We start from the raw sequence: 25205 nt of genomic DNA on the forward strand, positions 1-25205 counted from the left end.
AATGGAAAATAACGCGACCCAGCCTGCAAATTCCACGCAGGAAAGTCAAAAAACCACGAAAAAACACCAAAACTCGCGCACTCACATCCCAGTCGATGGACACAAAATCGAAGAGCTAAGAACTCTTAGTCTAGAGGAGCTCATCGCTATCGCAAACAGCGTAGGCGTCGAGAATCCGCGCGAATTTCGCAGACAAGATTTGATATTTGAGATCCTAAAAACCCAAACAAAACAAGGCGGATTTATACTTTTCACGGGCATTTTAGAGATCACGAGCGAGGGCTACGGCTTTTTGCGCTCGGTAGACGCAAACCTCAGCGACAGCTCAAACGACGCCTACGTATCAAACTCTCAAATTCGCAAATTTGCCCTGCGCGTGGGCGACATAGTGACGGGTCAAGTACGCGAGCCAAAAGATCAGGAAAAATACTACGCCCTGCTAAAAATCGAAGCGCTAAACTATATGCCGCTAATCGAGGCCAAGGAGCGACCGCTATTTGACAACCTAACCCCGCTTTTCCCGACGGAAAAACTTCGCCTCGAATACGACCCGATGAAGCTAACCGGCCGTGTGCTCGATCTCTTTACACCACTTGGCAAGGGTCAGCGCGGCCTCATCGTCGCCCCTCCTAGAAGCGGTAAAACCGAGCTCATGAAAGAGCTAGCCCACGGTATCGCGCGCAACCACCCCGAGTCGCATCTCATGGTGCTGCTCGTGGACGAGCGTCCCGAGGAGGTCACCGACATGCAGCGCTGCGTAAAGGGCGAGGTATTTAGCTCGACGTTTGACCTGCCCGCGATGAACCACGTACGCGTCGCCGAGCTCGTCATCGAAAAGGCCAAGCGCCTCGTAGAAATGGGCAAGGACGTCATCATCCTGCTTGATAGCATCACCCGCCTAGCGCGCGCGTATAACACGGTAACTCCGCCAAGCGGTAAGGTGCTAACGGGCGGCGTGGACGCAAACGCTCTGCATAAACCTAAGCGCTTTTTCGGCGCGGCGCGAAACATCGAGCACGGCGGCAGCCTCACCATCATCGCAACCGCGCTCATCGACACGGGCTCTCGTATGGACGAGGTAATCTTCGAGGAGTTTAAAGGCACGGGCAACAGCGAAATCGTGCTAGATCGCAACATCTCCGATCGCCGAATCTACCCGGCCATCAACGTACTAAAATCAGGCACCAGAAAAGAGGAGCTGCTGCAAAAACCCGACGAACTACAAAAGATCTGGGCTATCCGCTCGGCGATCGCGACGATGGACGACGTAGAGGCGCTTAAGTTTTTGTACGCCAAGATGCTAAAAACCAAAGACAACAAAGAGCTTCTTTCAATATTAAACGAATAGTAAAGTTGCGTTTTTAGATAAATTTAACCCTTGCGCGAGTCGTTCGCGGCTCGCCGACCTACTTTAAAATGCTCTAAATTTTATAAATTTACAAACCCTCTCCGCTTAAATTCACGTCTACGACGGGGACTATCTAAGCGCCAATATTTTAACGCGGCCTTTCAAATTTGCTTTTAGCTTTTGCTGTCCGCCGCTTTGCAGGCATAAGCAATCATCAGCGTTTTTTCGCTTTTAGTTTTTTACCTCGCCTAAAAGCTCTTTGTTTTTAGCGCTCATCGCTTCTTTTTCTGCTTGCAAATCACTGACTTGCTTTTTTAGCTCCTCAATATCCATTCTATCCTCCACGAGAGTAAAATTAAGGCACTGCCTTTGATAGAATAGTAACTTAAATTTTAAACGGGGTTGGTTTGGTAAAAAATATGGTATAATTTCACAAGTAGGTAAGCGAACGGCTCGTCAAACAGCCCAGCTTCTTAGCAAAGCATTACCGCCCCTGGGGATAGAAACCTGTGTGAGGGTGTGGGTGGTCTCACCGCTTACCTATTTTTTAAAGCCTTAATTGTGGTATCCCAACGCTTCTTGTTTATGTGAAAAATCACGCCGTCGTTTATATTTATGCCGATGTCAATCATTTTCTTTTTCTTATCGTCTATCGACTTGCCGATAATTACGTCATCAGCTTTAAATGTAGCTTCTTTTATAAATTCAGGATTTCTCAAGGCGTCTATGATTTGATTTTTTAAATCATCTTTGTTAGTAAACATCTCGGGGTGTTTTTCATATAAATAATCAATACTGCCCCGTATGGTATCCGTTTTCAAATTTATCCTTTTAGCTAGTTTGCGCGGAATATCAAAATGCTTCACGTTCCTGGTGTCGTATTCGTTTAGCTTTTTCTTTTTGTAAATATCTCTCAAATCAAGCGCACGCCCCTGCTGCGTTATTAAATCCCGCATAGTGATCTTGCCTTGCATAAATAGCTCGGCTCTACCTTTACCAAGCGTCTTTTCTATCGTTTCGAGGCTTTGGGTTTTTAGCCAGTCATTAAACGTCATATCCTGCGGCACGTAGCCGTTCATAGACGACCTCGTGCGGTCGCTTGCGCTATCCATACCCTCTACGTCCAACTCGCCCCAGCTTTTGGTTACGGGTATTATGGTGCTACGGCAATTAAAATGAGTATTTACGCGCGGTTTGCGAAACGGGAAGTTATGCCCGATGGGCTTGTAGTCTTTATCCCACGTTAGGCCGTCGTAAGCTCTGCATAACGCAGACGTGCGAGTATCTAGCGTGGCTTGATATTTGTAGCATTTTATGACGTCATCGTTTGCTTCAAAAAAGGCTTGGCGAATTTCGCTTACTATCGCGCCCGCTCCGGTTAATGCTATCGACGTCGCGTCGCGTTTACTTTTTTGTAAAGCCTGCGCTATCCTTTGGGCTAACATCGGCGTAGTTTCACCTAGGCTCACGCCTATTTTCAGCTCGCGCTCAAGGCGTTTTTTCTGATCGGCATTTAGCCCGTTATTCCAAGCTTTGACGGTGGCACCACACCAAAGGCAATAAAACTTGCCCACGAATTTAGAGCCGAATCAAACGCCTCAAATCTCCAAAATTTCAGGCTCTCCAAACAGTCGTTTGGCTTCTTTTAAAACCGCTTGATTTTTTACGGCCTTAGGATCGGCTTGAGTTTTTGTAGGCAAATTTGGCGCAGGATTTTGAGCGTTCAAATTTACCTCGCTTAAGGACGAGTCTTTAAAATTTTCTTCGTTTTGAAACTTCTTGCCGCTTAAATTTGTCGTATCTAAATTTTGCCTTACAGCCGCGTTTACAGGCTCGCTTGCGTCTTGCTCAAAAAGGCCGTCATCATACTCGGCCGCTTCGCTAAACATCTCGCTCACATCATCAGGATCAAACGGCGGCTCGCCAAAGGTAGCCGTTTGCGGTGCGCTGTTTTGGTTAAATTTAGCTGCGGCGCTTGGTTTTTGCTCCGTTTTTGCGGCATTTTGACTCTCTAGCCGCCTTAGTTCGTCGTCTAAAAACGCCAGATCCGCCCCCGCAGACATTCCGTCGTCGGTCTTAAATTTTAACGAATATGCCTCGCCAAAATCGTGCGTATCGTCGCGCATACTCTCAAAATCGGGCGCAAATTTAGGCTCGGTCGATTGATTTAAATCAGCCTGCGTTTGCGAGTTTTGCGTCAAATTTGCCGCGTTTTCGTTTAAATTTAAGGGCTCGGTTTCGCCCATAGGCGAGCCGCCATTGGTTTGCGCGCTCGGAGCCGAGTCGCTTGCCGCTTGCAAAATATCCGATTGCGTTTGCGGCGTCAAATTTTCCGCTTGCTCGTCCTGCTCGCCGCTTTCAAATTCGGCGTCTAAATTTTGCTCCGAGAGCATAGCCGTCCTCCCCTCGCTACCGCCTGCAAACAAATTTCCAGTCAAATTTGAGGACTCTTGCGCTTGGGCGTTTTGATTTAAATTTTCCTCCGAACCGTTCGCGTCAAATTTAGCGCCCTCATGGTTTGACGTAGTTTCATTGCCCCCAAATTTAACCTCGCCGCCGCGTTCAACGTCCAAATTTGTAGCGCTTTCCGCCGTCAAATTTGCCGCCGCGTCCTTTTGCTCCGCACCCCCTATTTCGGGGCTTTGCTTGGGATTTATCTTTATCTTTGCGCTCTCGCCAAAAAGACTGCGCAAGATCTGCAAAATCACCTTCGAACCCTCGCGAAGCCGTTTCTGATCATCGCCTGCCGCACTTGAGGCCAGACTCATGCAGCCGTCTGAAAACTCCAAAAACTCGATGCAGTTTTTAAAGCACTCGCCAAGATCAAAGCTGCGGTCGTAAATTTTGGCTAAAAACGCCTCATAAGCAGGGCTTGGAGTTTTCGCGGCGCCGGTTTGGCCGCCCGGCTCCTGAGGAGTCTGAGCACTCAAATTTGCCGAGCCGGTCAGTGTCTTTGCGCTTAAATTTTGCTCCAAAGCCGCGCCGTTTTGCGAGGCGAGTTTAGCCGCGTTTGTGCCCGTCAAATTTGACCCGTCCGTAGAGGGTGAAATTTGACCCGACTGCGCAGGAGCCGCAAACCTGGCCGTTTCGCTTCGTCCACCCGCAAAATTTGAAGCTACGCGCGCCTGCGAATCCGCAAATTTTTCCCTCGCGTCCACGGCTATCATCTCGTCGATCGATTTTAGATTTATCGCCTCGATCATCATAAAAAGCATCACTCCAAGCACAAATCCGCCGTCGCTGCTGACGCTTAGCATCGAGCGCGCCTGCGAGAGGATCCTAAAAAATCTCTCATATAAAAGTAGCGAGTATTTCGGGCTTTGCGCGAGAAAATTCGCCTTGAGATTTGCCGTTATCTCGTCTATCACCATCTCGGCATCGTAGCTCTCCAGCTGCGCTACAGCCGCACTCACGGCCGATTTGTCGCCGCTCATAACAAGCGCCAAGATCTCCTCTATGCGCTGCGGATCAAGTAGCCCTAGCATCTGCGCAACGGCACTTTGCGTGAGCTCGCCCTTGGCGTAGATGATGGCCTGATCTAGCAACGTGAGAGTATCGCGCAGCGAACCCGCGCCGCTACGAGCGAGTATCTTGAGAGCCTCTTTTTCGTGCGGGACGTTTTCGCGGTTTAGGATAAAGTCAAGATGCGCGACGACGTCCGGGCGCGAGATCTGACGAAATCTAAAATGCTGCGTGCGCGATAGCACGGTGGCCGGGAGCTTGAGCGGATCAGTCGTAGCCAGGATAAATTTGACGTAGGGCGGCGGCTCCTCGAGCGTCTTTAGCAGCGCGTTAAACGCGGGCGTGGAGAGCATATGCACCTCGTCGATGATGAAAATCTTAAAGCGCGCGATCGCCGGAGCGTACTTGGTCTGCTCGATGAGGCCCTTTATATCGTCGATACCGCGGTGGCTGGCCGCGTCCATCTCGATGATATCGATGTGGCGGCCTTCGTTTGCGGCGATGCAGTTGGCGCACTGCTCGCAGGGCCGGCTAGTCGGGCCGTGGTCGCAAACCAGAGCCTTCGAAAATATCCTCGCGCTCGAGGTCTTGCCGCTGCCGCGAAGCCCCGAAAAAAGGTAGGCGTGGGTGAGGCGGCTCTCGTCCAGAGCGTGCGTGAGGCTGGTGCTGACGGCCTCCTGGCCTACGAGCTCGCTAAAATTTCGCGGTCTATATCTAAGCGCTAATGCTTGCAACACGGATTTTTCCTTAAATTTAAGATGTGATATTCTACTTTTTTTTGGATAAAAATTTAATATATTATGACTCGGCGCGTCGCGGGACGGGATAAATTTAGGCTAATAAATTTGCCAGAAAGCGCGAATCTGTCGCATGCGGGTATCAGGCGAGCAAATTTTGCTTGCTCGCTATAAACTACGACGAATTTGACGCAAAATAGCCAAGTACAAATACCGTCAAATTTAGCCGCGGATATTTTGGCAATTTGGCGAAATTTGCTATAATCGCGCGAAAATGAAATTCAAAAAAGGGAGAAAATGAGAAAAGTTATATTATGCGCGCTTGCTTTGGTATTTGGATTATTGGCTGCGGGTTGCGAGAGGAACGACTACCAGCATCCGATGTACCGCTCTACTAAAAATAAATAACCTCAAATCAGGCGGTTGATCGCCGCCTTGAAATTTCAAATTTATCTCGCTGCCGCTTTGTAAAATTTAACGCACTAAAATAAAAAAGCGGCAAATTTTAGCAAACGAAGCGGATCAAATTTTGAGACAAATTTAACTCAAATTTGATCCTGGTGCTGCGCCCTAAATTTACCGCCCCAGACGCATGTGACCAAAGGGCTCAAATTTGGCTACAGATCGCCAAACAGCGCTTTTAGATCCTTCGCATTTTCGTCTTTGCTCTCGCCTCTAGCGCCTAGCTCGTTTAGCTCGATCTCGTGACCGGTTAGCATGCTGGCTAGCCTGATATTTATGCCGCTTTTACCGATAGCTTTGCTCTTTTGCTCAGTCACTAGGCTCACGACGGCTTTGTTGTCCTCGCCGATTTTAACCGAGCTGATGATCGCGGGCGCCATCGCTCGCGTGATGAGGATCGCAGGCTCGGCCGAATACTCGATCGCGTCGATATTTTCGCCGTTTAGCTCCTTTGTGACGGCATTTATGCGCACGCCTTTGGTGCCCACGGTCGCGCCCACGGGATCGACGTTAGGCGAGGTGGCTACGAGCGCTACTTTAGCGCGTTCGCCCGGGATTCTAGCACTTGCAGCGATCAGCACGAGGCCGTCTTTGATCTCCGGTACTTCGGCTTTTAACAGGGCTTCGAGAAATTTTGGCGACGTGCGGCTTAACTCGACCTTGATACCCATAGATTTGTCGATATAGACGCTTTTTATGACGGCTTTTACGACGTCGCCGGGCTTAAATTTCTCGCCTTTTATGCGGTTTTTGCGCGGCATCACGGCTCGCAACTCGTCTATCTCGATGAAGGTATTTTCCTCGCTATCTACGCGCGTGACAGAGCCAAAAACCATATGTCCGACCATGTCTTGATACTTTTGGAAGATTTTTTCCTCCATCAAGCGCTGGATGTGGTACTCAAGCTCCTTGTGAAGCGTCTGCGCGGCGGTTCGGCCGAGATTGTCGGTAGATAGCTCGTATGTTAGCTCGTCGCCGATCTCTACGCCAGAGTCTACTTTTTTGGCTTCGCTTACGCCGAGATAATGCTCGTTATCCTCGGCCAATCGCTCGTCGCCATCCTCTACGACGGTGATTTTTTGATATAGATGAAGGGTCTTGGTCGCATTATCTATAACAGCGTCGTATTCGTAGTTTTCGCCGTAAATTTTCTTTGCGGTATTGATAATAGCTCTTATGACACGCTCTTTTACGTCTTCGATTTCGAGCCCTTTTTCATTTGCGATAGATTCTATGATGTCCGCTATTTTTTCCATATTTTCTCCTTATTTTCTGATAAATCTCTGGGGAATTTATTTGCGTAGACAGAAATTATATAAAAATCAAACTTTTAATCAACTTTAACCGTATTTTTACGCCGTTTTGGGTAAATTTAACGCAAATTTAAAGGGGCGTAAAACGATGAATATATCAAATTTGGCCGTCATTACCGCAAGAGGCGGCAGCAAGCGAATACCTCGCAAAAATATCAAGGAATTTTTCGGACGTCCGATGCTCTCATACGCCGTAACGGCGGCCAAAGGCGCGGGGATATTCGACGAGATCGCGGTCTCGACCGACGACGAAGAGATCGCTCGAGTCGCCCTAAATTTAGGCGCGAAAGTACCCTTTATGCGCTCGGCTAAGACCTCGGACGATTTTGCCACTACGGCGGACGTTTTAAACGAAGTTTTGGACGAATACGCAAAACTAGGCGTAAAGCCCGCTACGCTTTGCTGCATTTATCCTTGCGTGCCGTTTTTAACGGGCGAGATTTTGAAAGAGGCATACCGTCAATTCGTTTCTAGCGGCGCGGATTCGCTCGTACCGGTGGTTAAATTTAGTTTTCCTATACAGCGAGCTTTTAGGATAGAAAATAGCGGATTTTTAACCTACGCCCAGCCGCAAAACGCATCCAAACGCTCGCAAGATTTAGAACCGATGTACCACGACGTCGGGATGTTTTATTTTTATAAGACGGAGGCAAGCGCGTCCCCTAAGGTTCTGCCTTTCATCATGGACGAAAAAACCGTACAGGATATCGATACGCCCGAGGACTGGGCTACGGCGGAAATGAAATATAAAATTTTGCAAGCTCAAAATCGCTAAATTTTAAAAAGGCTCGGTTTTTGCTAGTAAAATTCGTATTAAATTTAAGGAAATAAAGATGAAAAACAAAATCGGGCTTAAGCTGTGGTCTTTAAACGAAAACTATATCGCGCCCGCTCGCGAGCTTTTTAAAGAGAAAATTTACGACTATATCGAGCTTTACGCGGTACCGGACAGCCTTGAAAAGCTTAGCCTTTGGGTTAATTTGCAAAAAGAACTAAATCTGCCCTTTGCCGTGCATGCGCCTCATTTTTCGCACGGGCTTGATTTTTCCAACAAGGACAAAAGAGAGCTAAATTTAGCCGCGGCGAAAGAAGCTTTTAAATGGAGCGAGGCGCTAAATGCGATATATACGGTATTTCATCCCGGTATCGGCGGTAACTTAAACGAGAGTATTTATCAGATAGCAAATTTATCTCGTCTCTCAAAGAGCGAATTTATAATAGAAAATAAGCCTTTTATAGTAAATTTTAAAAAAACGGGCGAGACGGGCTTTTGCATAGGTTCTAGTTACGAGAGCTTAAAACGCATAAAAGAAGAAACGGGCGTAGGGCTTTGCCTAGACGTCGGACACGCTATTTGCTCGGCAAACTATCAAAAGCTTGAAATTTACGGCTACGTAGAGCTTTTAAATAGCCTAAATCCGCTGGTTTACCACCTAAGCGACAACGTAGCAGATAGCATGTACGACGCGCATCTACACTTCGGCGAAGGGAGTTTTGATCTAGCCAAAATCGCTAAAATCCTAAATCAGGCTCTACCGCTTGCGATAGAGACAAACAAAAATAGCGAGGAAAATTTAGACGATTTTAGGCAAGACGCCGAGTTTTTTAGGAAGCTTAAGTGGAAGTAGCTCTAGTAATAGGCGCGAGTAGCGAAAGTCTCTACGCGATAGATTTAGCGCAAGAAAGCGGGCTAAAGGTCGCGGCGTTTGACGGCGACGAAAATGCGGCAGGACTAAAGCAGGCCGATTTTAGTTTCGTTTGCGATATAAGAGATCCGCAAAATATAATAAATTTAATAACCGAACAAGGTTTTAAACCGGTTTGCGTCCTACCCGTTCCCGTAGGCAGATGCCTACTCGTCGCCGGAGCGATAAACGATTTTTACGGATTAAAAGGTCCGAACGAAAAAACATGCGACGTATGCACGGACAAACTAGCCTTCCACTCCGCGCTAAATCCCAAAAATAAGAGAGAGAGAGAGAGAGACGAACGAGCCGATGAGGACGAATTTAAGAGATGCCGAGTGCTACCCGATGAGCAAAGCGTCAGATTCGCCTAGCGACGCGGACTTTCCGCTCGTTATCAAGCCTCGCTACGGCAGCGGCAGCAAAAACGTAACGGTCGTTTTAAACGCTAGCGAGTACGAAAAATACGCCACGCGACTAAATTTAAAAAGCGGCGAATTTTTACGCGAGAGCTTCGTAGAAGGCAAAGAATACGGCATTAACGCCGCCGTTATAGAGGGCGAGTATATCCACGTCTTGGCGCGTAAAAAGCTTCTAACGCCTCCGCCCTACCGCCAAAGCGTGGGCTACGTCGCGACGCCCGAGATAGCCGCGATTAGCGAGCGTTTAAAAGAAGTCGTAAAAAGGCTGAAACTAAAAAACTGTCTGATGCACGCCGATGTTATATTGCGCGAAAACGGCAAGCCTTTCGTCATCGAGCTTGCGCCAAGACCCAGCGGACATTACCTCACGAGCGATTTTGTAGAAATAGCTACGGGAGTAAATTTGACGCGCGAATGGCTAAATTTCGTATTAAATAAGCCTTTTAGCTTTGAGCCTAAATTTTTAAAAAGCGCGATGATTAAATATTTCGACTTTGATTACGGCGTCGTACCGCCTAATTTTAGCGAGATAAAAGACGAGTGCGGTATAGTAAAATTTAAATGCGGCGACTTAAAAAATCTAGGCGAGGTAAAAGACGGCGCGTCGCTGATAAGTCGCGGCTACGCTATAATCATAGCCGAAAGCGAAGAAGAATGCCTAGAAAAAGCAGGCGCGCTAATGAGTAAATTTACTAGAATAAAGGAGTAAAAGTGCAAGAAAAATCTAACGAAAATCGGAATTACGGCGATTTAAAAAAGTGGCAAGAGCTGGTGCTAAAAGGGGATCTTATATATCCGCACGAAGCCGTAGCGAGATTTGCGGCGAAATTTAAACCCGCAAGCGCGATGGATTTCGGTTGCGGGACCGGTAGGCATCTAGCCTGCCTGGCAAAAGCTGGCGCAAAAGAACTAATCGGTATAGATATAAACGCTCTGCCTCTTGCCGCGGTCGCGCTAAAATTCGGCGCTATCAAAGACGCTAAAGAGTGGGAAAACGGTAAAAAGCTAAATTTAGAAAACGGAGCGACGCTAGAGCTTTTTTGCAGCGACGGCAAGAGCCTAAGCGAAATTTTAAGCGACAAAAAAGTAGATGCGATAATTAGCTGGGGCGTGCTTCATCTTTACGAACCGTCCGCAGCCGCTGAAATTTTAAAAGAATTCGCAAATAGTTTAAACGAAAACGGGCGAGTATTTATAAATCTAAGAACGGACGCCGACGGACTAAAAATCGGAGCCGAACGCATAAATCAAAACTCCTATAAAACGACCAGAAAAGGCTACGAGGGGCTAGTTTATTCGTTTTATTCAAAGACTGAGATAGAGGAGATATTTAGGCAGGCCGGACTAAAAATAATCGCGCTGGATAAAGAGGAATTTACGCAAAATAACGGCGAAATTTTTAACTCGTTTTACATCGTAGAAGCCCTAAAGGAAGCTAAATGAAAGCGCCTTATATCATAGCCGAAATGTCCGCAAACCACTGCGGCGACAAAGAGTTGGCGTTTAAAATCATAAAGGCCGCAAAAGACGCCGGCGCGGATGCGGTCAAAATCCAAACCTACACGGCCGATACGATAACGCTAAACTCCAAAGATGAAATTTTTATGATAAAAAGCGGCTTGTGGGCGGGGCAAAGCCTATACGAACTATATCAAAAAGCCTATACGCCGTGGGAGTGGCAAAAAGAACTTTTTGACTATGCAAAAACCGTAGGCATAGATTTTTTCTCGACGCCTTTCGATTTTAGTGCGGTGGATTTTTTAGAGAGTATAGGCGTGCCGATGTATAAAATCGCATCGTTTGAGGCGATAGATTATCCGCTTATTTCTTATGCGGCTAAATTTAAAAAGCCGATGATAATATCTACGGGCATTTCAAGTTACGAAGAAATTTTAGAAGCGATAGAAGCGTGCAAAAAAGTCGGAAATAACGACGTTACGATACTAAAATGCACCTCTAGCTATCCCGCTCCCGTAGATAAGATGGATTTAATCACCGTTAAAGATATGTTTGAGAAATTTTCTCCTATGGGCGTAAAAGTCGGACTAAGCGACCACTCGATAAGCCTAGTACCGCCGATAACGGCTACGGCGCTGGGAGCTAGCGTGATAGAAAAGCACTTCACGATAGACAGGGCTTTAGGCGGCGAGGATAGCGGATTTTCGTTAAATTTTAACGAGTTTAAAGAAATGGCGAACGCGGTCAGAGATACGGCTCTGGCGATGGGCAGGGTGAATTACGAAATAAATCAAGCAAATAGGCACGGCGCAAGGTCGCTATTTGCGTCGGAAAATATCAAAAAAGGCGAAATTTTAACGGCGGCCAACGTTCGCTCCGTAAGGCCTGCAAGCGGACTGCATCCGAGATATTACGAGAGAATTTTAGGCAAAAAAGCCGCCCGCGATATAAATTTTGCAACGCCTTTAGCCTTAGAGGATATCGAGTTTTAATCCGTTTTTTAAGATGTTTTTGCTATATTCACAGATTAAATTAAAGATTTCAAAGGATTAAAAATGGAGCTAAAACTCGCTAGAACGCAACTTGACGCCAAACCAAAAACGATCTCTCTTGAAAAAATCGAAGCGGCATTTGCTAAAGATCCGCAACAAATTTTCTATTTCGACAGAGAAAACAGCCACAAACAACTCATCGCTTTGGTTGAATTTTTCGAGGAAAAGGGCCTTAGCGTCTATCACCGCACCGTAAAATACGGACTCGACGAAAACGACTATATGTACGAGGTTCACATCCTTTGAGCGCAGCGCAAAAAAAGCTCTTTATCCAGACTTTAGGCTGCGCGATGAACGTCCGCGACAGCGAGCACATCATCGCCGAGCTCAAGCAAAAAGAGGACTACGAGCTCACTCAGGATATCTCCGAGGCCGACCTCATCCTTATCAACACCTGCTCGGTGCGCGAAAAGCCAGTACATAAGCTTTTTAGCGAGGTCGGCGGCTTTGAAAAAGTAAAAAAAGCGGGCGCTAAAATCGGCGTTTGCGGCTGCACGGCAAGCCATCTGGGAAGCGAAATTTTTAAACGAGCACCTTACGTGGATTTCGTGCTCGGCGCGCGAAACGTCAGTAAAATTTCAGCCGCGGTTAAGACGCCTAAATTTATCAGCACCGACATAAATCACGACGAGAGCGAGTATGCATTCGGCGAATTTCGAGGCTCGCCGTATAAAAGCCACATAAATATCTCGATCGGCTGCGATAAAAAATGCACCTACTGCATCGTTCCGCACACCAGAGGCGACGAGATCTCGATCCCCGCAAATTTGATCCTGCGCGAAGTAAAAAAAGCTGCCGAGGGCGGAGCCAAGGAGATTTTCTTGCTCGGGCAAAACGTAAATAACTACGGCAAGAGATTTTCGGGCGCGCACGAGAAGATCGACTTTAGCGACCTACTCGTAAAGATCAGCGAGATAGAGGGCGTCGAGCGCATACGATTTACAAGTCCGCATCCGCTTCATATGGACGATAAATTTTTAGAAATCTTTAGTCAAAATCCCAAAATTTGCAAATCCATGCACATGCCGCTTCAAAGCGGAAACACCAAAGTCCTGCGCGAGATGAAGCGCGGCTACACCAAAGAGTGGTTTTTAGACAGGGCCGCTAAACTACGCGCAATATGTCCTGAGGTTAGCATTTCTACTGACATTATCGTGGCGTTTCCTGGCGAAACGGACGAGGAGTTTGAGGACACGATGGACGTACTGGAAAAGGTACGCTTCGAGCAAATTTTTAGCTTTAAGTATTCGCCTCGCCCGATGACCAAAGCGGCGGAATTTACCAATCAAATCCCAGAGGCCGTCGCAAGCGCTCGTCTAACCCGCCTACAAAGCCGCCATAACGAGATTTTAGACGAAATCGTCGCGGAGCAAAAAGGCAAAATTTTCGACGTATATTTTGAGGAGCTTCGCGTAAACGGCGGGGTTGCCGGCAGAAGCTTTAATAACTTCCTCGTTCAAGTCGCAGGCAGCGAAGAGCTGCTAGGCAAGACGCTAAAAGTGCGCGTGAACGATCCAAAGAGAATGGTGCTTTACGGTGAGCTTGTGGGCTAAATTTAAACGAAGCGTTTTTATAAATTTAGCCCCGCGCATTATCTATTTTTTTATTTGGATTATATTTTTAACCTGCAAAAAGAGCTTTTCTAAGACAAATTTGACGAACGAGCCATGCGTCGTGCTGTTTTGGCACGGCAGACTGGCGCTGATGAGTTTTGCCTACGTGCACTGGTGGAAAAACGGCCAAAACCCGCAAAGACGCGCCAAAGTCATGATAAGCGACCACAAAGACGGCGAGATCATCGCGCGCGTGATTTCGTTTTTCGGTATCGGCGCCATCAGAGGCAGTAGCTCAAAAGGCGCGGTAAAGGCCCTTGCGCAAAGCTTTAGAGAGCTAAAAGGCGGTACCGACGTCATCATCACCCCAGACGGTCCGCGCGGCCCCTATCATAGCGTAGCCGACGGCGCGGTCGTCATCGCGCAAAAGCAAAATGCGCAAATACAAATTTTAAACTACGAAGCGAGTAAATTTTGGCAGCTAAAAAGCTGGGATAAAATGATAATCCCAAAGCCTTTTAGCGAGATTTCTTATACGCTCTCGCCGCCTTTTAGCGTAACGGACATGGCGCTAGAAGACGCAAGAGAGCTAGTAAAAAAGGAGATGGAAAAATGAGCTCAAAGACCGTAGTTTTATCTATCGGAGCGCTTTTGGCGGTCGTTTTTATCTCGTTTATTACATTTAGTCCGTCTTATAAAAACGCGCTTCAGGCCAAATTTTACTACGAAACGGGCGACTATGAAACCGCCTACAAGCTATCAAAATCCGCATACAACAAAGACATCTACAACAAACTCGCCCACACTGTGATGGTGCAAAGCGAAATCTCGCAAAAATACGCCATCTACATCGCCCGCTCAAACGGCTACCTAGAAAGTATCCAAAAAATCAGCAAATCAGGCAAGGTAAATAAAGTAGATTTGGACAAAATCCACATGATGTGCGACATCGCCGTGAGCGACTACGATCTGCTCAAGCCGTCAAATTTAACCGATCCGTCGCTGCAAGAAGAAGCCAAAATAATAAGGGATAAATTTTTAACCCTGCAAAAAGAGCTGTTTTAATTGAACTTAATAGCTTTTTGGGTATGATAACGCATTGCAATTTTTAGGAGAAATCTTTGCTGATACGTCGTTTTTTTAGCGTCTTATATCTTAGCGCCGTTATCCAGTCCAGAAAATGCCTATTTTACGGCGAGGCCTACAAGGGCGCAAAGCTGTTAAAAACGATAAAAGCAGAATTTGACCTAGATGAATCCGGCGTAGTTTCCGAAAGAGCAAACGAGTACATAAGAAATTTGCAAAAAGAGTATAAATGGGTTTATCTTTCGCTGTTTTTCGACACACTCGAACAAGGCGCGTTTGAGGCTAAAAATGCAGACAATCTCGAAAAACTGGGGATCAAAACAAAAGAAATAACCTGCATAAATCCCGCCAAAAACTGGCTCATATACGCAAAACACTCGGACGTCAAAGCCGCAGAGGAAAAGTTTACAGACATCGGCGTAGACGTACTTTATTCGCCAATCGCACTAACACAAAAAGAGATCGAAAAACATAATCTACCAACCGCAAGCACCCTTTTCGTCTACTCTTGCGAGGAGGGTTTTACCATCTGTATCACCTCAAGCGAAGGGGTAAAATACGCTGCCGTTTGCAAGGAAAACGATGAAGAGTATAGCGAAAGCGCTGATTTTGATAAAGAAAACAGCGACGAGATAGACGATTTTATCGCAAATGTAGACGAAAGCTTTAACACCATGGACGGTCTGGATGATCTTGGCGAAATGTTAAAAATGGACGACAACGAAGAAGAGTTTGCAGACCTCGACTATGATATAAATATGCCCGAATCCACCGACGTAACGGCATCCGTGTCGATATTTGGGCGCGATATGAGCATATACCGCTATATCTCGCTAGCGCTTAAAGAATTTTACACAAATCCGCTTTACGAGGGCGATTTTATCGAAAACGTCGTAATTTTCGACGCTACGCAGAGGACGAGCGCTACGTTTTTACATTATATAGAAAACGAGCTTTTGGTAAAGACCGCCGTTTATCCGGTTAGTACCCTAAAGACGATGACCGAGCTAATGAAAAAAGAGTTGGAAAATGACTAGTTATAGCTTCATAAAACCTCGAAAAAAACCGTTTTTTGATCTCTTTAGTAAAATTTGGCTACTTTTTATAGCTACGGCGGTGCTACTTTTTGCCATAGTAAATTTAGTCGTCGAGCTAAAAAGCAACTCGCTACTAAACGAAACTCAAATCTCAAGACAAAAGCAAGCACAAACAAAAGATCAGATCAGGCAAACCGACGAGCTAACCGCACTTTTAAAGCAAAGAAGAGATAGCGCAAACGAGATCGCGGCCTCAAACGCCGTCTTAAAGCAAAGCCTGCGCAATCTACTCGATCTGGTACCCTCAAGCATCACGCTATACGAGATCGCGATGGATAAAAACTCGCTCATCGTGAAAGGCACCACGCCTAGCCGCGACGTTTATAACATGCTGCTCGCAACGCCGTTAAAGTCGATTTTTAACACGTCAAATACCTCGTTTTATCAGCTAGATAGCGGCTGGTTAAATTTCGTCAGCACAAACAAAACCGACAACCTAGAGGGTAAAAATGAGCAAAGATAGAAGCCTGCAAAATATCGACGTCACCAAGCTGCTCATCTACGTACTCATTTGTATCATAGCTTGCCTCGCGATGATATTTGGCCTTTTGGTGCCGAGCATCAAGGAGTACAAGCAGGTCAAATACGAAAGCCGCATGCAAATCGCCGCAAGCGCGCAAACGCAAAGGCTCTACGACGCCAAATCAAAGGCCCTAGACGAGATAAAACAAAACGACAAGGCTCAGCTAGACGCGCTTGAAAACAAATTTGACACGGATAAATTTACTCAATTCACATCAAAATATTTCGCAAACGTAAATCTAAGCGGGCTAAAAGAGGCCGCAAAAAACGGCGAGATCTCGGTCTATGAGCTAACCGTAACGGGCTCCATGAAAACTCCTGCTAAATTTTACGAGTTTATGGACGCGCTACAAAGCTACGAAAATATCGTCAAAATCGACTTTCCGATCAAAATGCGCAAGGATACCGAAAAGATCGACGCGACCTTTGGTATCAAAATTTACAGCTTAAGATAAATCAAAGTTTTTAATCTCCGCTTTTTGTATAATCCTTAAAATTTAAGTTAAGGATACAAAATGATAAAATTTAACAACGCCGCCGTTGCCTTGGCGACTGCGATTTTAAGGGATTATCTTAACGGAACGGCAAATTTTTTTGCCTCTAGAAAAGCTGCGAAATCGGAGCTAACGAAACTCACGCCGGCAGATTTTAAAAACGTGCGCGCAAATTTGCTAAATCTAGGCTTTAAGAGCGAATTTATCGACAAAAACGCCGCCGAGCTATCAGAAATCCTGCGCGGTATCCTAACCGCCGAGCGCCCACAGCTACCAAAAGACCACCCAGTAGCTACCTACATCAGCGAAAACGATGCCGCGCGCGAGCTGATCGCAAAGGCAAAAGAGCTGCTAAAAAAGAAATTTATCAAAAACGAATGGCTTGAAATTTACGACAAACTGGGCGGCTTTAACAGGACGCATTTTGCCAGAAAACAGCACCAACTCTACTCGATGCTCGAAAACAAGGGCTTTGACCGCCCGTCGCGCTTCATGTGGAGCTTTGATAACAAGGTCCGCGACGGTATCGCCGCAGCGCGCGAGCTGCTAGAGGAAGGCAAGGCTGACGAGTTTATCGCGGCTCAGCACGAGATCTACGAAAACTTGCTCGATCTGCTCGCACGCGAGGAGGTGGCGCTCTATCCGACGTCGCTGGAGATGATCAGCGAGGAGGAGTTTCGCGCGATGAGACGCGGCGATGATGAGATCGGATATTTTCTCATCGAAAAGCCGAGCGAATTTTATCCGTTAAATTTAGACTCCGGCGGCGGCTCGAAGTCAAATTTAAAGAACTCAAATTTGCAAAACGAGTCAAATTTAAGCGTGGCAAATTTACAAAACAGCAACTTAAACGAAGTGGTTTTAAATCCGAATTTCCTAAAAGAGCTGTCAAATTTGATGAGTAAATACGGACTAAATCCAAACGCAAACCGCGATAAAAACGCGGTTTTTGACGTCGCCACAGGCAAGCTCACGCTAGAGCAAATCAACCTCATTTATAGGCACATGCCAGTCGACCTCTCATTCGTCGACGAAAACGAGATCGTGAAATTTTACACCGATACAAAGCACCGCGTATTTCCGCGAAGTGCCGGCGTCATCGGGCGTGACGTGAAAAACTGCCACCCGCGCGAGAGCGTAGCTAGCGTGCTAGAGATCATCGATGCGTTTCGCAAGGGCGAGCGCGACGAGATCGACTTTTGGCTGGAGCTTCACGGCAAATTTATCTACATCTACTACGCCGCCGTGCGCGATGAAAACGGCGTATTTAAGGGGGTGCTCGAGATGATGCAAGACGTCACGCGCATCCGCAGCCTAGAGGGCAAACGCACGCTAGTGACGTGGGACGATCTAAAGAAAAAATACGGGGAGTGATGATAACGGCTTGCGAAATTTGATTAAGACCGCTTGATCCTTATCGCCCAATTCTAATTTCTGGCGTAAATTTATCGAAGATTTGGGGGCGCTTGCCTTTTCGCATATTTACGCCTACGCCTTTTGCACGACGATTCGAGCTATTTTTGTAGATACCGATATTTTCGTAAGCGGTATTTAAGGATGTTAGTGCGGCATATTTAGTACCAAACCGAGCTTTAAGCCGCCTTTTTAAGATAAAGCGACGATATCTAGTTTTTGCGTAAGGACGCTTAAGCCGGCCGTCTAGCGCCGCTAAATCTAAAGCTACCGCAAAGAAAGCATTAGCGTCTTTTTTAAGATTCAAGTATCTTTTATCGCAGGTTCACGCCCAAAACGTAGGCGTCTAAAAAAGCTCCTCAAATAGCGCAAGATCCGCGTCCGCGGCAAACAAAAATCCGCGGTTTATCGGCGGGACGGCGAGCTGCCTGCATGCTTCTTTAAATTTCTTGTCCATTGCCGCTTTGATATATGGCGTCATAAAGATAAATTTTTCGCCAGCTCCCACGGCTACCTTGCCGCCTAGCACGCAGCCTGCACCGCTTTCCAGGCAGCGCGCGCATTCGTTTCGCTGCGCCGAGCTTAGTACGAGCCCTAGTCGCTTGCATGCCTGATCGACGCCGCGAAGCTCGTTTGCACCGCGTTTTACGAGATAAATTTTAGGTGCGGGGTTAGAAATTTCGGGAATTAAGCTTAACGCGTCGGCCGCTAAAAACTCAAAGCTTTTTTTCACGCCGCTAAAGTATTCGTTTAAAAACGGCTCGCTAAATTTCGCGCGAATAAATCCGCGTTTAAACCGGTCCGTTAAATTCGTCTCGTCGGTGAAGTACTTTAGATTTCGCTCACGCAAAAACCGCTCCAGCTCGCACTTTCGCACGCCTAGAAGCGGACGAGCGATCACGTAGTCATTGCGAGCTTCAAGCTCTTGCATGCCAAGTAGTTCGCTAAGCCCAGCGCCGCGCCCAAGCTGCATCAAAAACCACTCGAATTTATCGTCAAACTGATGCGCTAAGATCAAATTTTCATAGCCCTGCTTGCGGCAAATCTCGGCGAAAAAATCATATCTGGCCGCACGCGCTTCGTGCTCGAAATTTGACGCGCCCAGCTGCACGCTTTCTACGTAGATTTGTTTATTAAATTTGGCCGCCAAGTCTCTCGCCGAGGCGACCTCGTCCTTGCTTTGCGCGCGGACGTTGTAATCCACGATCGCGAGGTCAAACTTCACACCCGCCTCGTCCAGAAGATAAAAAAGCGCCGTGCTGTCGACGCCGTACGAAAAGGCAAGCAGATTTCGCCCCGATTTTAGCTTATGCAAAACGGGCGCGCTTAGCATTTTAGGCCTTTGCCGTGATCTTGCCTAGCGCCTGGCTGCCCGCTACCTGCGTGATCTCGCACCAGTAGCGACCGCCGGTTTCTAGCTGCTCCACGTCGCTTTCGTTGATCAAAATTTCGCCGTCGATGTCTTTGTCCCACAGTGCCTTTTTCGCGGCATAAAACATCTCGCCCTCGCTGCTTTCGCCCTCGAGCGAAACGATAAATTTCTTGCCCAGCTCCTGCGCGAAACTCGCTTCAATCGCGGCTCGAGTGATCTTTTCGATCTTACTTAAGCGTTTTGAGATGATTTTGGCAGGCACCTGCTCCATCTCGTATGAGAGAGTGTCTTCTTCCTTCGAATATGCAAACGCCGAAACGCGGTCATATTTAAACTCTTGCAAAAACGCGCAAAGCTCGTCAAATTCAGCTTCGCTCTCGCCAGGGTGTCCGACGATGACGCCCGTTCGCAAAAACGCATCGGGTGCCTTTTTCATCAAATTTAAAAGCTCTTTGATCCGCTCCGCGCCGCTTCCGCGTCTCATGATTTTTAGCATTTTATCGCTTGCGTGCTGGATCGGCATGTCAAAGTAGTTCACAAACACGGGCGAGGCGATGATGCGCTCTATTAGCGCGTTTGAGGTGGTGCTAGGATAGAGATAGAGTATGCGCGCGGTTTTGACGCCCTCGATCTTTTCGACCGCGTCAATGAGTGAGATGAGCCCGTCGCTAACCGCGTGATCGCGCATATACGAGCTGCTGTCTTGCGAGAGAAAGCTAAAGTCGTAGTAGCCCCTTTTTACGAGCTTTTGCACCTCGTTTACGATGTTTTCGAGCGCGCGGGATTTTAGCTTACCCTTAAAGGTCGGGATCGCGCAGAAGCTACATTTTTGATTACAGCCTTCTGAAATTTTGATGTAAGCGTGATAGTTTGAGCCCGTTATCACGCGCTCTTCGCTTGCTTGCAGGTAGGTGTCCGGGCTAAATAAATTTTGCTTTTTTAGGATGATTTCATCGATTTTGTCGTAGTCTCCGACGCCGGTAAATAGATCGACCTCGGGCAGCTCCTTCATCAGCTCCTCGCGGTAACGCTGCATTAGGCAGCCCGTAACCACGAGCAAAGAGCCTTTTTTGCGTGCTTCGTGCATATCTAAGATCGCGCGGATACTCTCCTCTTTCGCCGAGTTTATAAAGCCACAGGTATTTACGATGATGATGTCGGCAGAGGCGACATCTGGCGTGATATCGTAGTTTTGTAGGCGTCCGAGCATGATCTCGGAGTCCACCAGATTTTTGTTACAGCCTAATGATACTAAGTGAAGTTTGCCCATCTTATACCCACAGATTGTCGATCAGGCGCGTTTTGCCAACGTACGCAGCGACTAGGATGATGGTGTTGCTCGGCTCTATTAGCGAGATTTCGTTTAAATTTCTATCCACGATCGCTACATAATCGACGTTTAGCGGCTCCAGGGTTTGTAGCATCTCGCCTTTTATCGTCTGCGCGCTTAGCTCGCCGGCTGCGATCAAATTTGAGGCTTTTTTAAGCGAATGCGAAAGCTTAAGCGCCTCTAGCTTTTGCCCTTCGTCTAGGTAGGCGTTTCGCGAGCTAAGCGCCAGTCCGTCGGGCGCGCGAACGATCTCGCAAGGCACGATCTCTAAATTTAAAAAACAGGTCTTTACGAAATTACGCACGATGAGCAGCTGCTGCGCGTCCTTTTTGCCCATATAGACGCGCTTTGCGTTTGTTAGATTAAATAGCTTATTTAGCACGCGAAGCACGCCGTCAAAGTGTCCAGGGCGAGTCTTGCCCTCAAGCACGCTCGCTAGATTTTCAGGCGCGATGATTAGCGGCTCGGTATCAAAATATAACTCCCTAGCCTCAGGCGCAAACATCGCATGCACGCCCAGCTCTTCGCAAATTTTAGCGTCGTTTTGTTCGTTTTTCGGATAATCTTCAAAGTCTTCGCCCGCTAAAAACTGCGTCGGGTTTACAAAAGTCGAAACGATCGCGGTTTTGTTTTCCGCTACGCACTTTTCTATGAGGCTAGCGTGTCCGTCGTGAAGCGCGCCCATGGTGGGCACGAAGCCGATATCTTCGGGATTTGCCGCGACGAAATCTCGCAGCTGCTCTGCTGTTCTTAAAATTTGCATTTTCTCTTCTTTTAGGTTTAATTTTAACGCGCGATTATAGCAAATTTTATCTTTACTCTTACAAATATGTTATAATCACGCCAAAAAGCACAAAAAAGGTCTTAAATTTTGGATAATTACGAATACACGGAACTTCTAAAAACCCTAAGCACGAAAGTAGAAAATATCGCTGGTGTCGTAAAGCCCGAGAGTATAAAAGCTCGCCTAAAAGAGATCCAGGAGCTAGAAAACGATCAAAATTTCTGGCAAGATATCGCAAAAGCGGGTGCCATCGGTAAGGAAAAAACGAAAATTTCAAATATCCTAAACAACTTCCTAAACGCCAAAAGCGCCGTAGACGACGCAAAGGATCTATACGAGCTGGCAAACTCGGAAAACGACGAAGAGACGATAAATTCACTCTTTGCCGAGGCTGGCGAGTTAGAGGATAAGATAGTAAATTTAGAGATTTCTATGCTGCTTAGCGGCGAGGACGACGGCAAAAACGCCATCGTCACCATCCACCCGGGCGCGGGCGGTACGGAGAGCAACGACTGGGCGAGCATGCTATACCGCATGTACCTGCGCTTTTGCGAGCGCGAGGGCTTTAAGGTCGAAACCCTGGACTTCCAAGAGGGCGAAGAAGCCGGACTAAAAGACGTAAGTTTTATCGTTAAAGGCGTAAACGCCTACGGCTATCTAAAGGCCGAAAACGGTATCCACCGCTTAGTACGAACCAGCCCGTTTGATAGCGCGGGTCGCCGACACACGAGCTTTACTAGCGTGATGGTAAGCCCGGAGATCGATGACGACATCGAGATAGAAATCGACGAAAAAGATCTAAAAATCGACACCTACCGCGCAGGCGGAGCGGGCGGTCAGCACGTAAATAAAACAGAGTCTGCCGTACGCATCACTCACGCGCCTACTGGCATCGTCGTGCAGTGTCAAAACGACCGCAGCCAGCACAAAAACAAAGCCACCGCGATGAAAATGCTAAAATCACGCCTGTATGAGCTAGAGCTAATGAAGCAGCAAGAAGCCGCCGGCAGTATCGAAAAAAGCGAGATCGGCTGGGGTCACCAGATCCGCTCATACGTGCTTTTCCCGTATCAGCAGGTCAAAGATAACCGCAGCGGAGAGGCGTATAGCCAAACCGACGCGATACTAGACGGCGATATAAAAAAGCTCATCGAGGGCGTTTTGGTAAGTCAAAAAAGTATAAACTAGAAAGGAAAAATATGGAAATTTCAGCTCTTTTAAACCAACTAGGCTACAACGAAAACGACGCGACCACCGCGCAAGTTAAGCGCATCCTAAACAACTGCGACGGGTTAAATTTAAGCAGTATAATCACGCTAAACGACCACCTAAAGCCGCTCGGTAGCTTCGTCGCGATGAGCGGCAGCGAGGACGTGTTTAAGATAAAAAACGCGGGCAAAACGCCAGACGCGCAAAGCGACGCGCTAGACGTGATCGAAAACTGGGCTGAAAAAAACAAAATAAGCATAAAAAGAGTAAATGAAAATACTCACTACATACTAGGAAAAAACATATGAAAAACTACGATATCATAGTCATCGGCTTTGGCAAGGCCGGCAAAACTCTCGCCGCAAAAGCCGCAAATTTAGGCAAAAAGGTCGCCGTGATCGAAAAATCGGCGCAGATGTACGGCGGCACGTGCATAAACGTCGGCTGCATCCCGACTAAAAAGCTAGTAAATTTAAGCAAAGAGGCAAAATACGTCAATAATAACGTCGCAGGCGAGTATTTCGCGCTTAGCGTAGAAAAGAAAGACAAGCTAATCTCCGCGCTTAGAGCCAAAAATTTCGCGATGCTTGATAGTAATGAAAACATCGACGTAATAAACGGCACGGCTAAATTTATAGATAAAAATAGCATAGAAGTCTCGGCCGCAGACGGCTCAAAAAGCGTATTTACCGCGCCGACGATCGTCATAAATACGGGCTCGATTAACGAAAAACCAAGCTTTGAGGTAAGCTCAAATTTAGCTTACGACAGCACGGGGATTTTAAACCTAAAAACGCTTCCAAAGCACCTAGCGGTCGTGGGCGGCGGATACATCGGGCTTGAGTTTGCCTCGATGTTTGCCGAGTTTGGATCAAAAGTCACTATCGTAGCTCGCTCGGGCGTGCTAAAAAACGAGGACAAGGACGTAAAAGAGAGCGTAAAAACGCTACTACAAACGCAAGGGATCGATATTTTAGAGGGCTGCGAAGTTAAAAATTTAAAAGACGGTACGCTAAATTTCGCCCAAAACGGCGAAGCAAAAAGCCTTGACGCGGACGCGTTTTTACTAGCGACCGGACGAGTAGCTGCGACTGCGGAGCTAAATTTGAGCGCGGCCGGCGTACAAACGGACGCCAAGGGAAACGTGCTAGTAAACGAGTTTTTACAAACCGCACAGCCGCATATCTACGCAGTAGGCGACGTTCGGGGCGGCGAGCTTTTCACGTACACGAGCCTAGATGATTTTCGCATCGTATTCGACAAGCTTTTTGGCGCGGGCAAACGCAGCACTCTAAACCGCTCTCCTCACGCTAGCGCCCTTTTTACCGAGACTCCGCTAGCTAGCATCGGACTAAGCGAAAAACGAGCCGCGGCGCAAAATTTAGACTTTAAAGTCCTAAAACTCGCGCTAGCCGCGGTCCCGGGCGCAAAGGTAGTCGGCAACGAAACGGGATTTTTAAAAGCGATCGTGGAGGCAAAAAGTGGCAAAATTTTGGGCGCGGCGTTTCACTGCGTTTACGCAAACGAGCTTATCAACGAGATTGCCGTCGCGATGGCCCTTGGCGCAGGCGCTGATTTTTTCAAAAATCAGATTTTCACCCATCCTAGCATCAGCGAAGCGTTAAACGACCTGTTTGGACAATTTTAAAACTACGGAAAGGATAAAAAATGAGAAATTTACTTCTTGCCTTGATCGGGCTTTTGTTTGTAGGGTGCGCGGCTTCAAGCGGCGGCAGCAGCTTCTCTAGCGACAACCCGGACTATGACTTTAACAAGCGTGCCATAGGCGTGTTAAAACCGAAATGCGAAAGTGGCAACTACTCCGCGTGCAACGATCTTGCCATCAGCTATCAAAACCTGCAAGATCACAAAACAGCTATAAAATACTATGAAAGAGCGTGCGGCAACAACTATCAGCCTGCTTGCACAAACCTTGCCAACATGTATCAAACCGGGCTTGGCGTAAGCAAAGACGCAAATAAAGCCCTTGAAATCTACAACGCCTCTTGCGCGAACGGCGGCGCGTATTCATGCTACTATCTGGGCGAGTTTTACCGCTCAAACGCCGACGGCAAGGAGCCTGACTACGCAAACGCTATGTCGGCCTACGATAGAGGCTGCAAACTAGGCGACGTGCCGTGCTGCACAAACACAGCCGTACTTTACGAGCACGGACTAGGCGTAGCGCAGGATGAAACAAAAGCTAGAAGCATCTACCGCTCGGCGTGTTTTAGCGGCGACACCTCCGCATGCGACAACCTAAAAAGAATGGGCAGAAAACGCTAATATAAAACATCAAATTTAACGCCTTTAAATTCGGCGTTAAATCTACTACGGCGAGTCAAATTCGGCTCGCTTTTTTGCTTCTAGATTTACTCCCCAAAAAACCCGCATCTTGAAAATGCA

25 protein-coding genes are annotated in these 25205 nt (G+C 47.3%); 19 read left to right on the forward strand and 6 right to left on the reverse strand.

Annotation, left to right across the window (positions count from 1 at the left end):
* Position 1: 1 nt before the first annotated feature.
* Positions 2-1348, forward strand: a complete 1347-nt coding sequence (gene rho / locus H7R39_RS10575; protein ID WP_002949963.1) for a transcription termination factor Rho — start codon at positions 2-4, stop codon at positions 1346-1348.
* Positions 1349-1884: 536 nt separating this feature from the next.
* Here rho and H7R39_RS10580 read toward each other — a convergent pair.
* The 3 genes from H7R39_RS10580 to nusA form a co-directional block, all read right to left on the reverse strand.
* Positions 1885-2922, reverse strand: a complete 1038-nt coding sequence (locus H7R39_RS10580; protein WP_185899247.1) for a minor capsid protein — start codon at positions 2920-2922, stop codon at positions 1885-1887.
* A gap of 24 nt (positions 2923-2946) precedes the next feature.
* Positions 2947-5547 (reverse strand): DNA polymerase III subunit gamma/tau, encoded by a 2601-nt coding sequence (locus tag H7R39_RS10585; protein WP_185899249.1) that lies wholly within the window; start codon positions 5545-5547, stop codon positions 2947-2949.
* 617 nt (positions 5548-6164) lie between these two features.
* On the reverse strand, positions 6165-7265 hold the full coding sequence (nusA, locus tag H7R39_RS10590; RefSeq protein ID WP_185899250.1) for a transcription termination factor NusA: 1101 nt from the start codon (positions 7263-7265) through the stop codon (positions 6165-6167).
* Between the two features lie 145 nt (positions 7266-7410).
* Here nusA and pseF point away from each other — a divergent pair, with 145 nt between their 5' ends.
* The 14 genes from pseF to H7R39_RS10660 all read left to right on the forward strand — a co-directional run bounded on the left by pseF (position 7411) and on the right by H7R39_RS10660 (position 18065).
* Positions 7411-8097: a pseudaminic acid cytidylyltransferase gene (gene pseF / locus H7R39_RS10595; RefSeq protein WP_185899252.1), complete on the forward strand. Its 687-nt coding sequence runs from the start codon at positions 7411-7413 to the stop codon at positions 8095-8097.
* A 58-nt stretch (positions 8098-8155) separates the two neighbouring features.
* The gene (locus tag H7R39_RS10600; RefSeq protein ID WP_185899254.1) at positions 8156-8950 is read left to right on the forward strand and encodes a sugar phosphate isomerase/epimerase family protein; all 795 of its coding nucleotides are present in this window, start codon (positions 8156-8158) and stop codon (positions 8948-8950) included.
* The gene (locus H7R39_RS10605; RefSeq protein WP_185899256.1) at positions 8941-9381 is read left to right on the forward strand and encodes a hypothetical protein; all 441 of its coding nucleotides are present in this window, start codon (positions 8941-8943) and stop codon (positions 9379-9381) included. The genes H7R39_RS10600 and H7R39_RS10605 overlap by 10 nt, the downstream gene beginning before the upstream one ends.
* On the forward strand, positions 9320-10138 hold the full coding sequence (locus tag H7R39_RS10610) for an ATP-grasp domain-containing protein (RefSeq protein ID WP_185899258.1): 819 nt from the start codon (positions 9320-9322) through the stop codon (positions 10136-10138). Before H7R39_RS10605 ends, H7R39_RS10610 begins: the two co-directional genes overlap by 62 nt.
* A 2-nt stretch (positions 10139-10140) precedes the next feature.
* Positions 10141-10872, forward strand: coding sequence for a class I SAM-dependent methyltransferase (locus tag H7R39_RS10615; RefSeq protein WP_185899260.1), 732 nt, complete (start codon positions 10141-10143; stop codon positions 10870-10872).
* Entirely contained in the window at positions 10869-11879 is a 1011-nt protein-coding gene (gene pseI / locus H7R39_RS10620; protein ID WP_185899262.1) for a pseudaminic acid synthase, read from the forward strand. Before H7R39_RS10615 ends, pseI begins: the two co-directional genes overlap by 4 nt.
* Positions 11880-11942: 63 nt before the next feature.
* Complete coding sequence (locus H7R39_RS10625) at positions 11943-12185, forward strand: HP0268 family nuclease (RefSeq protein WP_002949978.1); 243 nt, start codon at positions 11943-11945, stop codon at positions 12183-12185.
* Positions 12182-13492: a tRNA (N6-isopentenyl adenosine(37)-C2)-methylthiotransferase MiaB gene (gene miaB, locus H7R39_RS10630; protein ID WP_185899263.1), complete on the forward strand. Its 1311-nt coding sequence runs from the start codon at positions 12182-12184 to the stop codon at positions 13490-13492. The genes H7R39_RS10625 and miaB overlap by 4 nt, the downstream gene beginning before the upstream one ends.
* Complete coding sequence (locus tag H7R39_RS10635; RefSeq protein ID WP_185899443.1) at positions 13482-14108, forward strand: lysophospholipid acyltransferase family protein; 627 nt, start codon at positions 13482-13484, stop codon at positions 14106-14108. The genes miaB and H7R39_RS10635 overlap by 11 nt, the downstream gene beginning before the upstream one ends.
* The gene (locus H7R39_RS10640) at positions 14105-14557 is read left to right on the forward strand and encodes a hypothetical protein (RefSeq protein WP_185899265.1); all 453 of its coding nucleotides are present in this window, start codon (positions 14105-14107) and stop codon (positions 14555-14557) included. Before H7R39_RS10635 ends, H7R39_RS10640 begins: the two co-directional genes overlap by 4 nt.
* A gap of 56 nt (positions 14558-14613) precedes the next feature.
* Entirely contained in the window at positions 14614-15615 is a 1002-nt protein-coding gene (locus H7R39_RS10645; RefSeq protein ID WP_185899267.1) for a hypothetical protein, read from the forward strand.
* On the forward strand, positions 15608-16138 hold the full coding sequence (locus H7R39_RS10650; RefSeq protein ID WP_185899269.1) for a hypothetical protein: 531 nt from the start codon (positions 15608-15610) through the stop codon (positions 16136-16138). Before H7R39_RS10645 ends, H7R39_RS10650 begins: the two co-directional genes overlap by 8 nt.
* Entirely contained in the window at positions 16125-16652 is a 528-nt protein-coding gene (locus tag H7R39_RS10655; RefSeq protein WP_185899271.1) for a hypothetical protein, read from the forward strand. Before H7R39_RS10650 ends, H7R39_RS10655 begins: the two co-directional genes overlap by 14 nt.
* 60 nt (positions 16653-16712) lie before the next feature.
* Positions 16713-18065 carry a DUF438 domain-containing protein gene (locus tag H7R39_RS10660; protein WP_185899273.1) on the forward strand — a complete coding sequence of 451 codons (1353 nt, stop codon included), beginning with the start codon at positions 16713-16715 and terminating at the stop codon, positions 18063-18065.
* Positions 18066-18450: 385 nt separating this feature from the next.
* On the opposite strand, the gene tilS is transcribed toward H7R39_RS10660, so the two are convergent.
* Genes tilS through panC form a run of 3 tightly spaced genes read right to left on the reverse strand, consistent with a single transcriptional unit; the run spans position 18451 to position 21569 of the window.
* Entirely contained in the window at positions 18451-19437 is a 987-nt protein-coding gene (tilS, locus tag H7R39_RS10665; RefSeq protein WP_185899275.1) for a tRNA lysidine(34) synthetase TilS, read from the reverse strand.
* A gap of 1 nt (position 19438) precedes the next feature.
* Positions 19439-20746, reverse strand: coding sequence for a 30S ribosomal protein S12 methylthiotransferase RimO (gene rimO, locus H7R39_RS10670; RefSeq protein ID WP_185899277.1), 1308 nt, complete (start codon positions 20744-20746; stop codon positions 19439-19441).
* A 1-nt stretch (position 20747) separates the two neighbouring features.
* A complete protein-coding gene (gene panC / locus H7R39_RS10675) occupies positions 20748-21569 on the reverse strand; it encodes a pantoate--beta-alanine ligase (protein WP_185899279.1) in 822 nt (273 codons plus the stop codon).
* 108 nt (positions 21570-21677) lie between these two features.
* On the opposite strand from panC, the gene prfB reads away from it, so the two are divergent.
* From prfB to H7R39_RS10695, 4 genes are read left to right on the forward strand one after another with little or no spacing between them, the layout of a single operon-like run.
* A complete protein-coding gene (prfB, locus tag H7R39_RS10680) occupies positions 21678-22778 on the forward strand; it encodes a peptide chain release factor 2 (RefSeq protein ID WP_185899281.1) in 1101 nt (366 codons plus the stop codon).
* An 11-nt stretch (positions 22779-22789) separates the two neighbouring features.
* Positions 22790-23107, forward strand: a complete 318-nt coding sequence (locus tag H7R39_RS10685) for a type II secretion system protein (protein WP_185899283.1) — start codon at positions 22790-22792, stop codon at positions 23105-23107.
* Positions 23104-24447, forward strand: a complete 1344-nt coding sequence (locus H7R39_RS10690; RefSeq protein WP_185899285.1) for an FAD-dependent oxidoreductase — start codon at positions 23104-23106, stop codon at positions 24445-24447. Before H7R39_RS10685 ends, H7R39_RS10690 begins: the two co-directional genes overlap by 4 nt.
* 20 nt (positions 24448-24467) lie before the next feature.
* Positions 24468-25085 (forward strand): tetratricopeptide repeat protein, encoded by a 618-nt coding sequence (locus H7R39_RS10695; protein WP_185899287.1) that lies wholly within the window; start codon positions 24468-24470, stop codon positions 25083-25085.
* Positions 25086-25205 lie beyond the last annotated feature (120 nt).

This window comes from Campylobacter massiliensis, assembly GCF_014253065.1.
In the GTDB taxonomy this organism is placed as follows: Bacteria; Campylobacterota; Campylobacteria; order Campylobacterales; family Campylobacteraceae; genus Campylobacter_A; species Campylobacter_A massiliensis.

What these genes read in the sequence shown, in the direction of transcription:
- rho (WP_002949963.1), top strand. Translation starts at nt 2, where the DNA reads ATGGAAAATAACGCGACCCAGCCTGCAAATTCCACGCAGGAAAGTCAA.
- H7R39_RS10695 (WP_185899287.1), top strand. Translation starts at nt 24,468, where the DNA reads ATGAGAAATTTACTTCTTGCCTTGATCGGGCTTTTGTTTGTAGGGTGC.
- pseI (WP_185899262.1), top strand. Translation starts at nt 10,869, where the DNA reads ATGAAAGCGCCTTATATCATAGCCGAAATGTCCGCAAACCACTGCGGC.
- H7R39_RS10640 (WP_185899265.1), top strand. Translation starts at nt 14,105, where the DNA reads ATGAGCTCAAAGACCGTAGTTTTATCTATCGGAGCGCTTTTGGCGGTC.
- panC (WP_185899279.1), bottom strand. Translation starts at nt 21,569, where the DNA reads ATGCAAATTTTAAGAACAGCAGAGCAGCTGCGAGATTTCGTCGCGGCA.
- H7R39_RS10655 (WP_185899271.1), top strand. Translation starts at nt 16,125, where the DNA reads ATGAGCAAAGATAGAAGCCTGCAAAATATCGACGTCACCAAGCTGCTC.
- pseF (WP_185899252.1), top strand. Translation starts at nt 7,411, where the DNA reads ATGAATATATCAAATTTGGCCGTCATTACCGCAAGAGGCGGCAGCAAG.
- H7R39_RS10690 (WP_185899285.1), top strand. Translation starts at nt 23,104, where the DNA reads ATGAAAAACTACGATATCATAGTCATCGGCTTTGGCAAGGCCGGCAAA.
- tilS (WP_185899275.1), bottom strand. Translation starts at nt 19,437, where the DNA reads ATGCTAAGCGCGCCCGTTTTGCATAAGCTAAAATCGGGGCGAAATCTG.
- H7R39_RS10685 (WP_185899283.1), top strand. Translation starts at nt 22,790, where the DNA reads ATGGAAATTTCAGCTCTTTTAAACCAACTAGGCTACAACGAAAACGAC.
- H7R39_RS10660 (WP_185899273.1), top strand. Translation starts at nt 16,713, where the DNA reads ATGATAAAATTTAACAACGCCGCCGTTGCCTTGGCGACTGCGATTTTA.
- H7R39_RS10600 (WP_185899254.1), top strand. Translation starts at nt 8,156, where the DNA reads ATGAAAAACAAAATCGGGCTTAAGCTGTGGTCTTTAAACGAAAACTAT.
- H7R39_RS10650 (WP_185899269.1), top strand. Translation starts at nt 15,608, where the DNA reads ATGACTAGTTATAGCTTCATAAAACCTCGAAAAAAACCGTTTTTTGAT.
- H7R39_RS10610 (WP_185899258.1), top strand. Translation starts at nt 9,320, where the DNA reads ATGAGGACGAATTTAAGAGATGCCGAGTGCTACCCGATGAGCAAAGCG.
- rimO (WP_185899277.1), bottom strand. Translation starts at nt 20,746, where the DNA reads ATGGGCAAACTTCACTTAGTATCATTAGGCTGTAACAAAAATCTGGTG.
- H7R39_RS10625 (WP_002949978.1), top strand. Translation starts at nt 11,943, where the DNA reads ATGGAGCTAAAACTCGCTAGAACGCAACTTGACGCCAAACCAAAAACG.
- nusA (WP_185899250.1), bottom strand. Translation starts at nt 7,265, where the DNA reads ATGGAAAAAATAGCGGACATCATAGAATCTATCGCAAATGAAAAAGGG.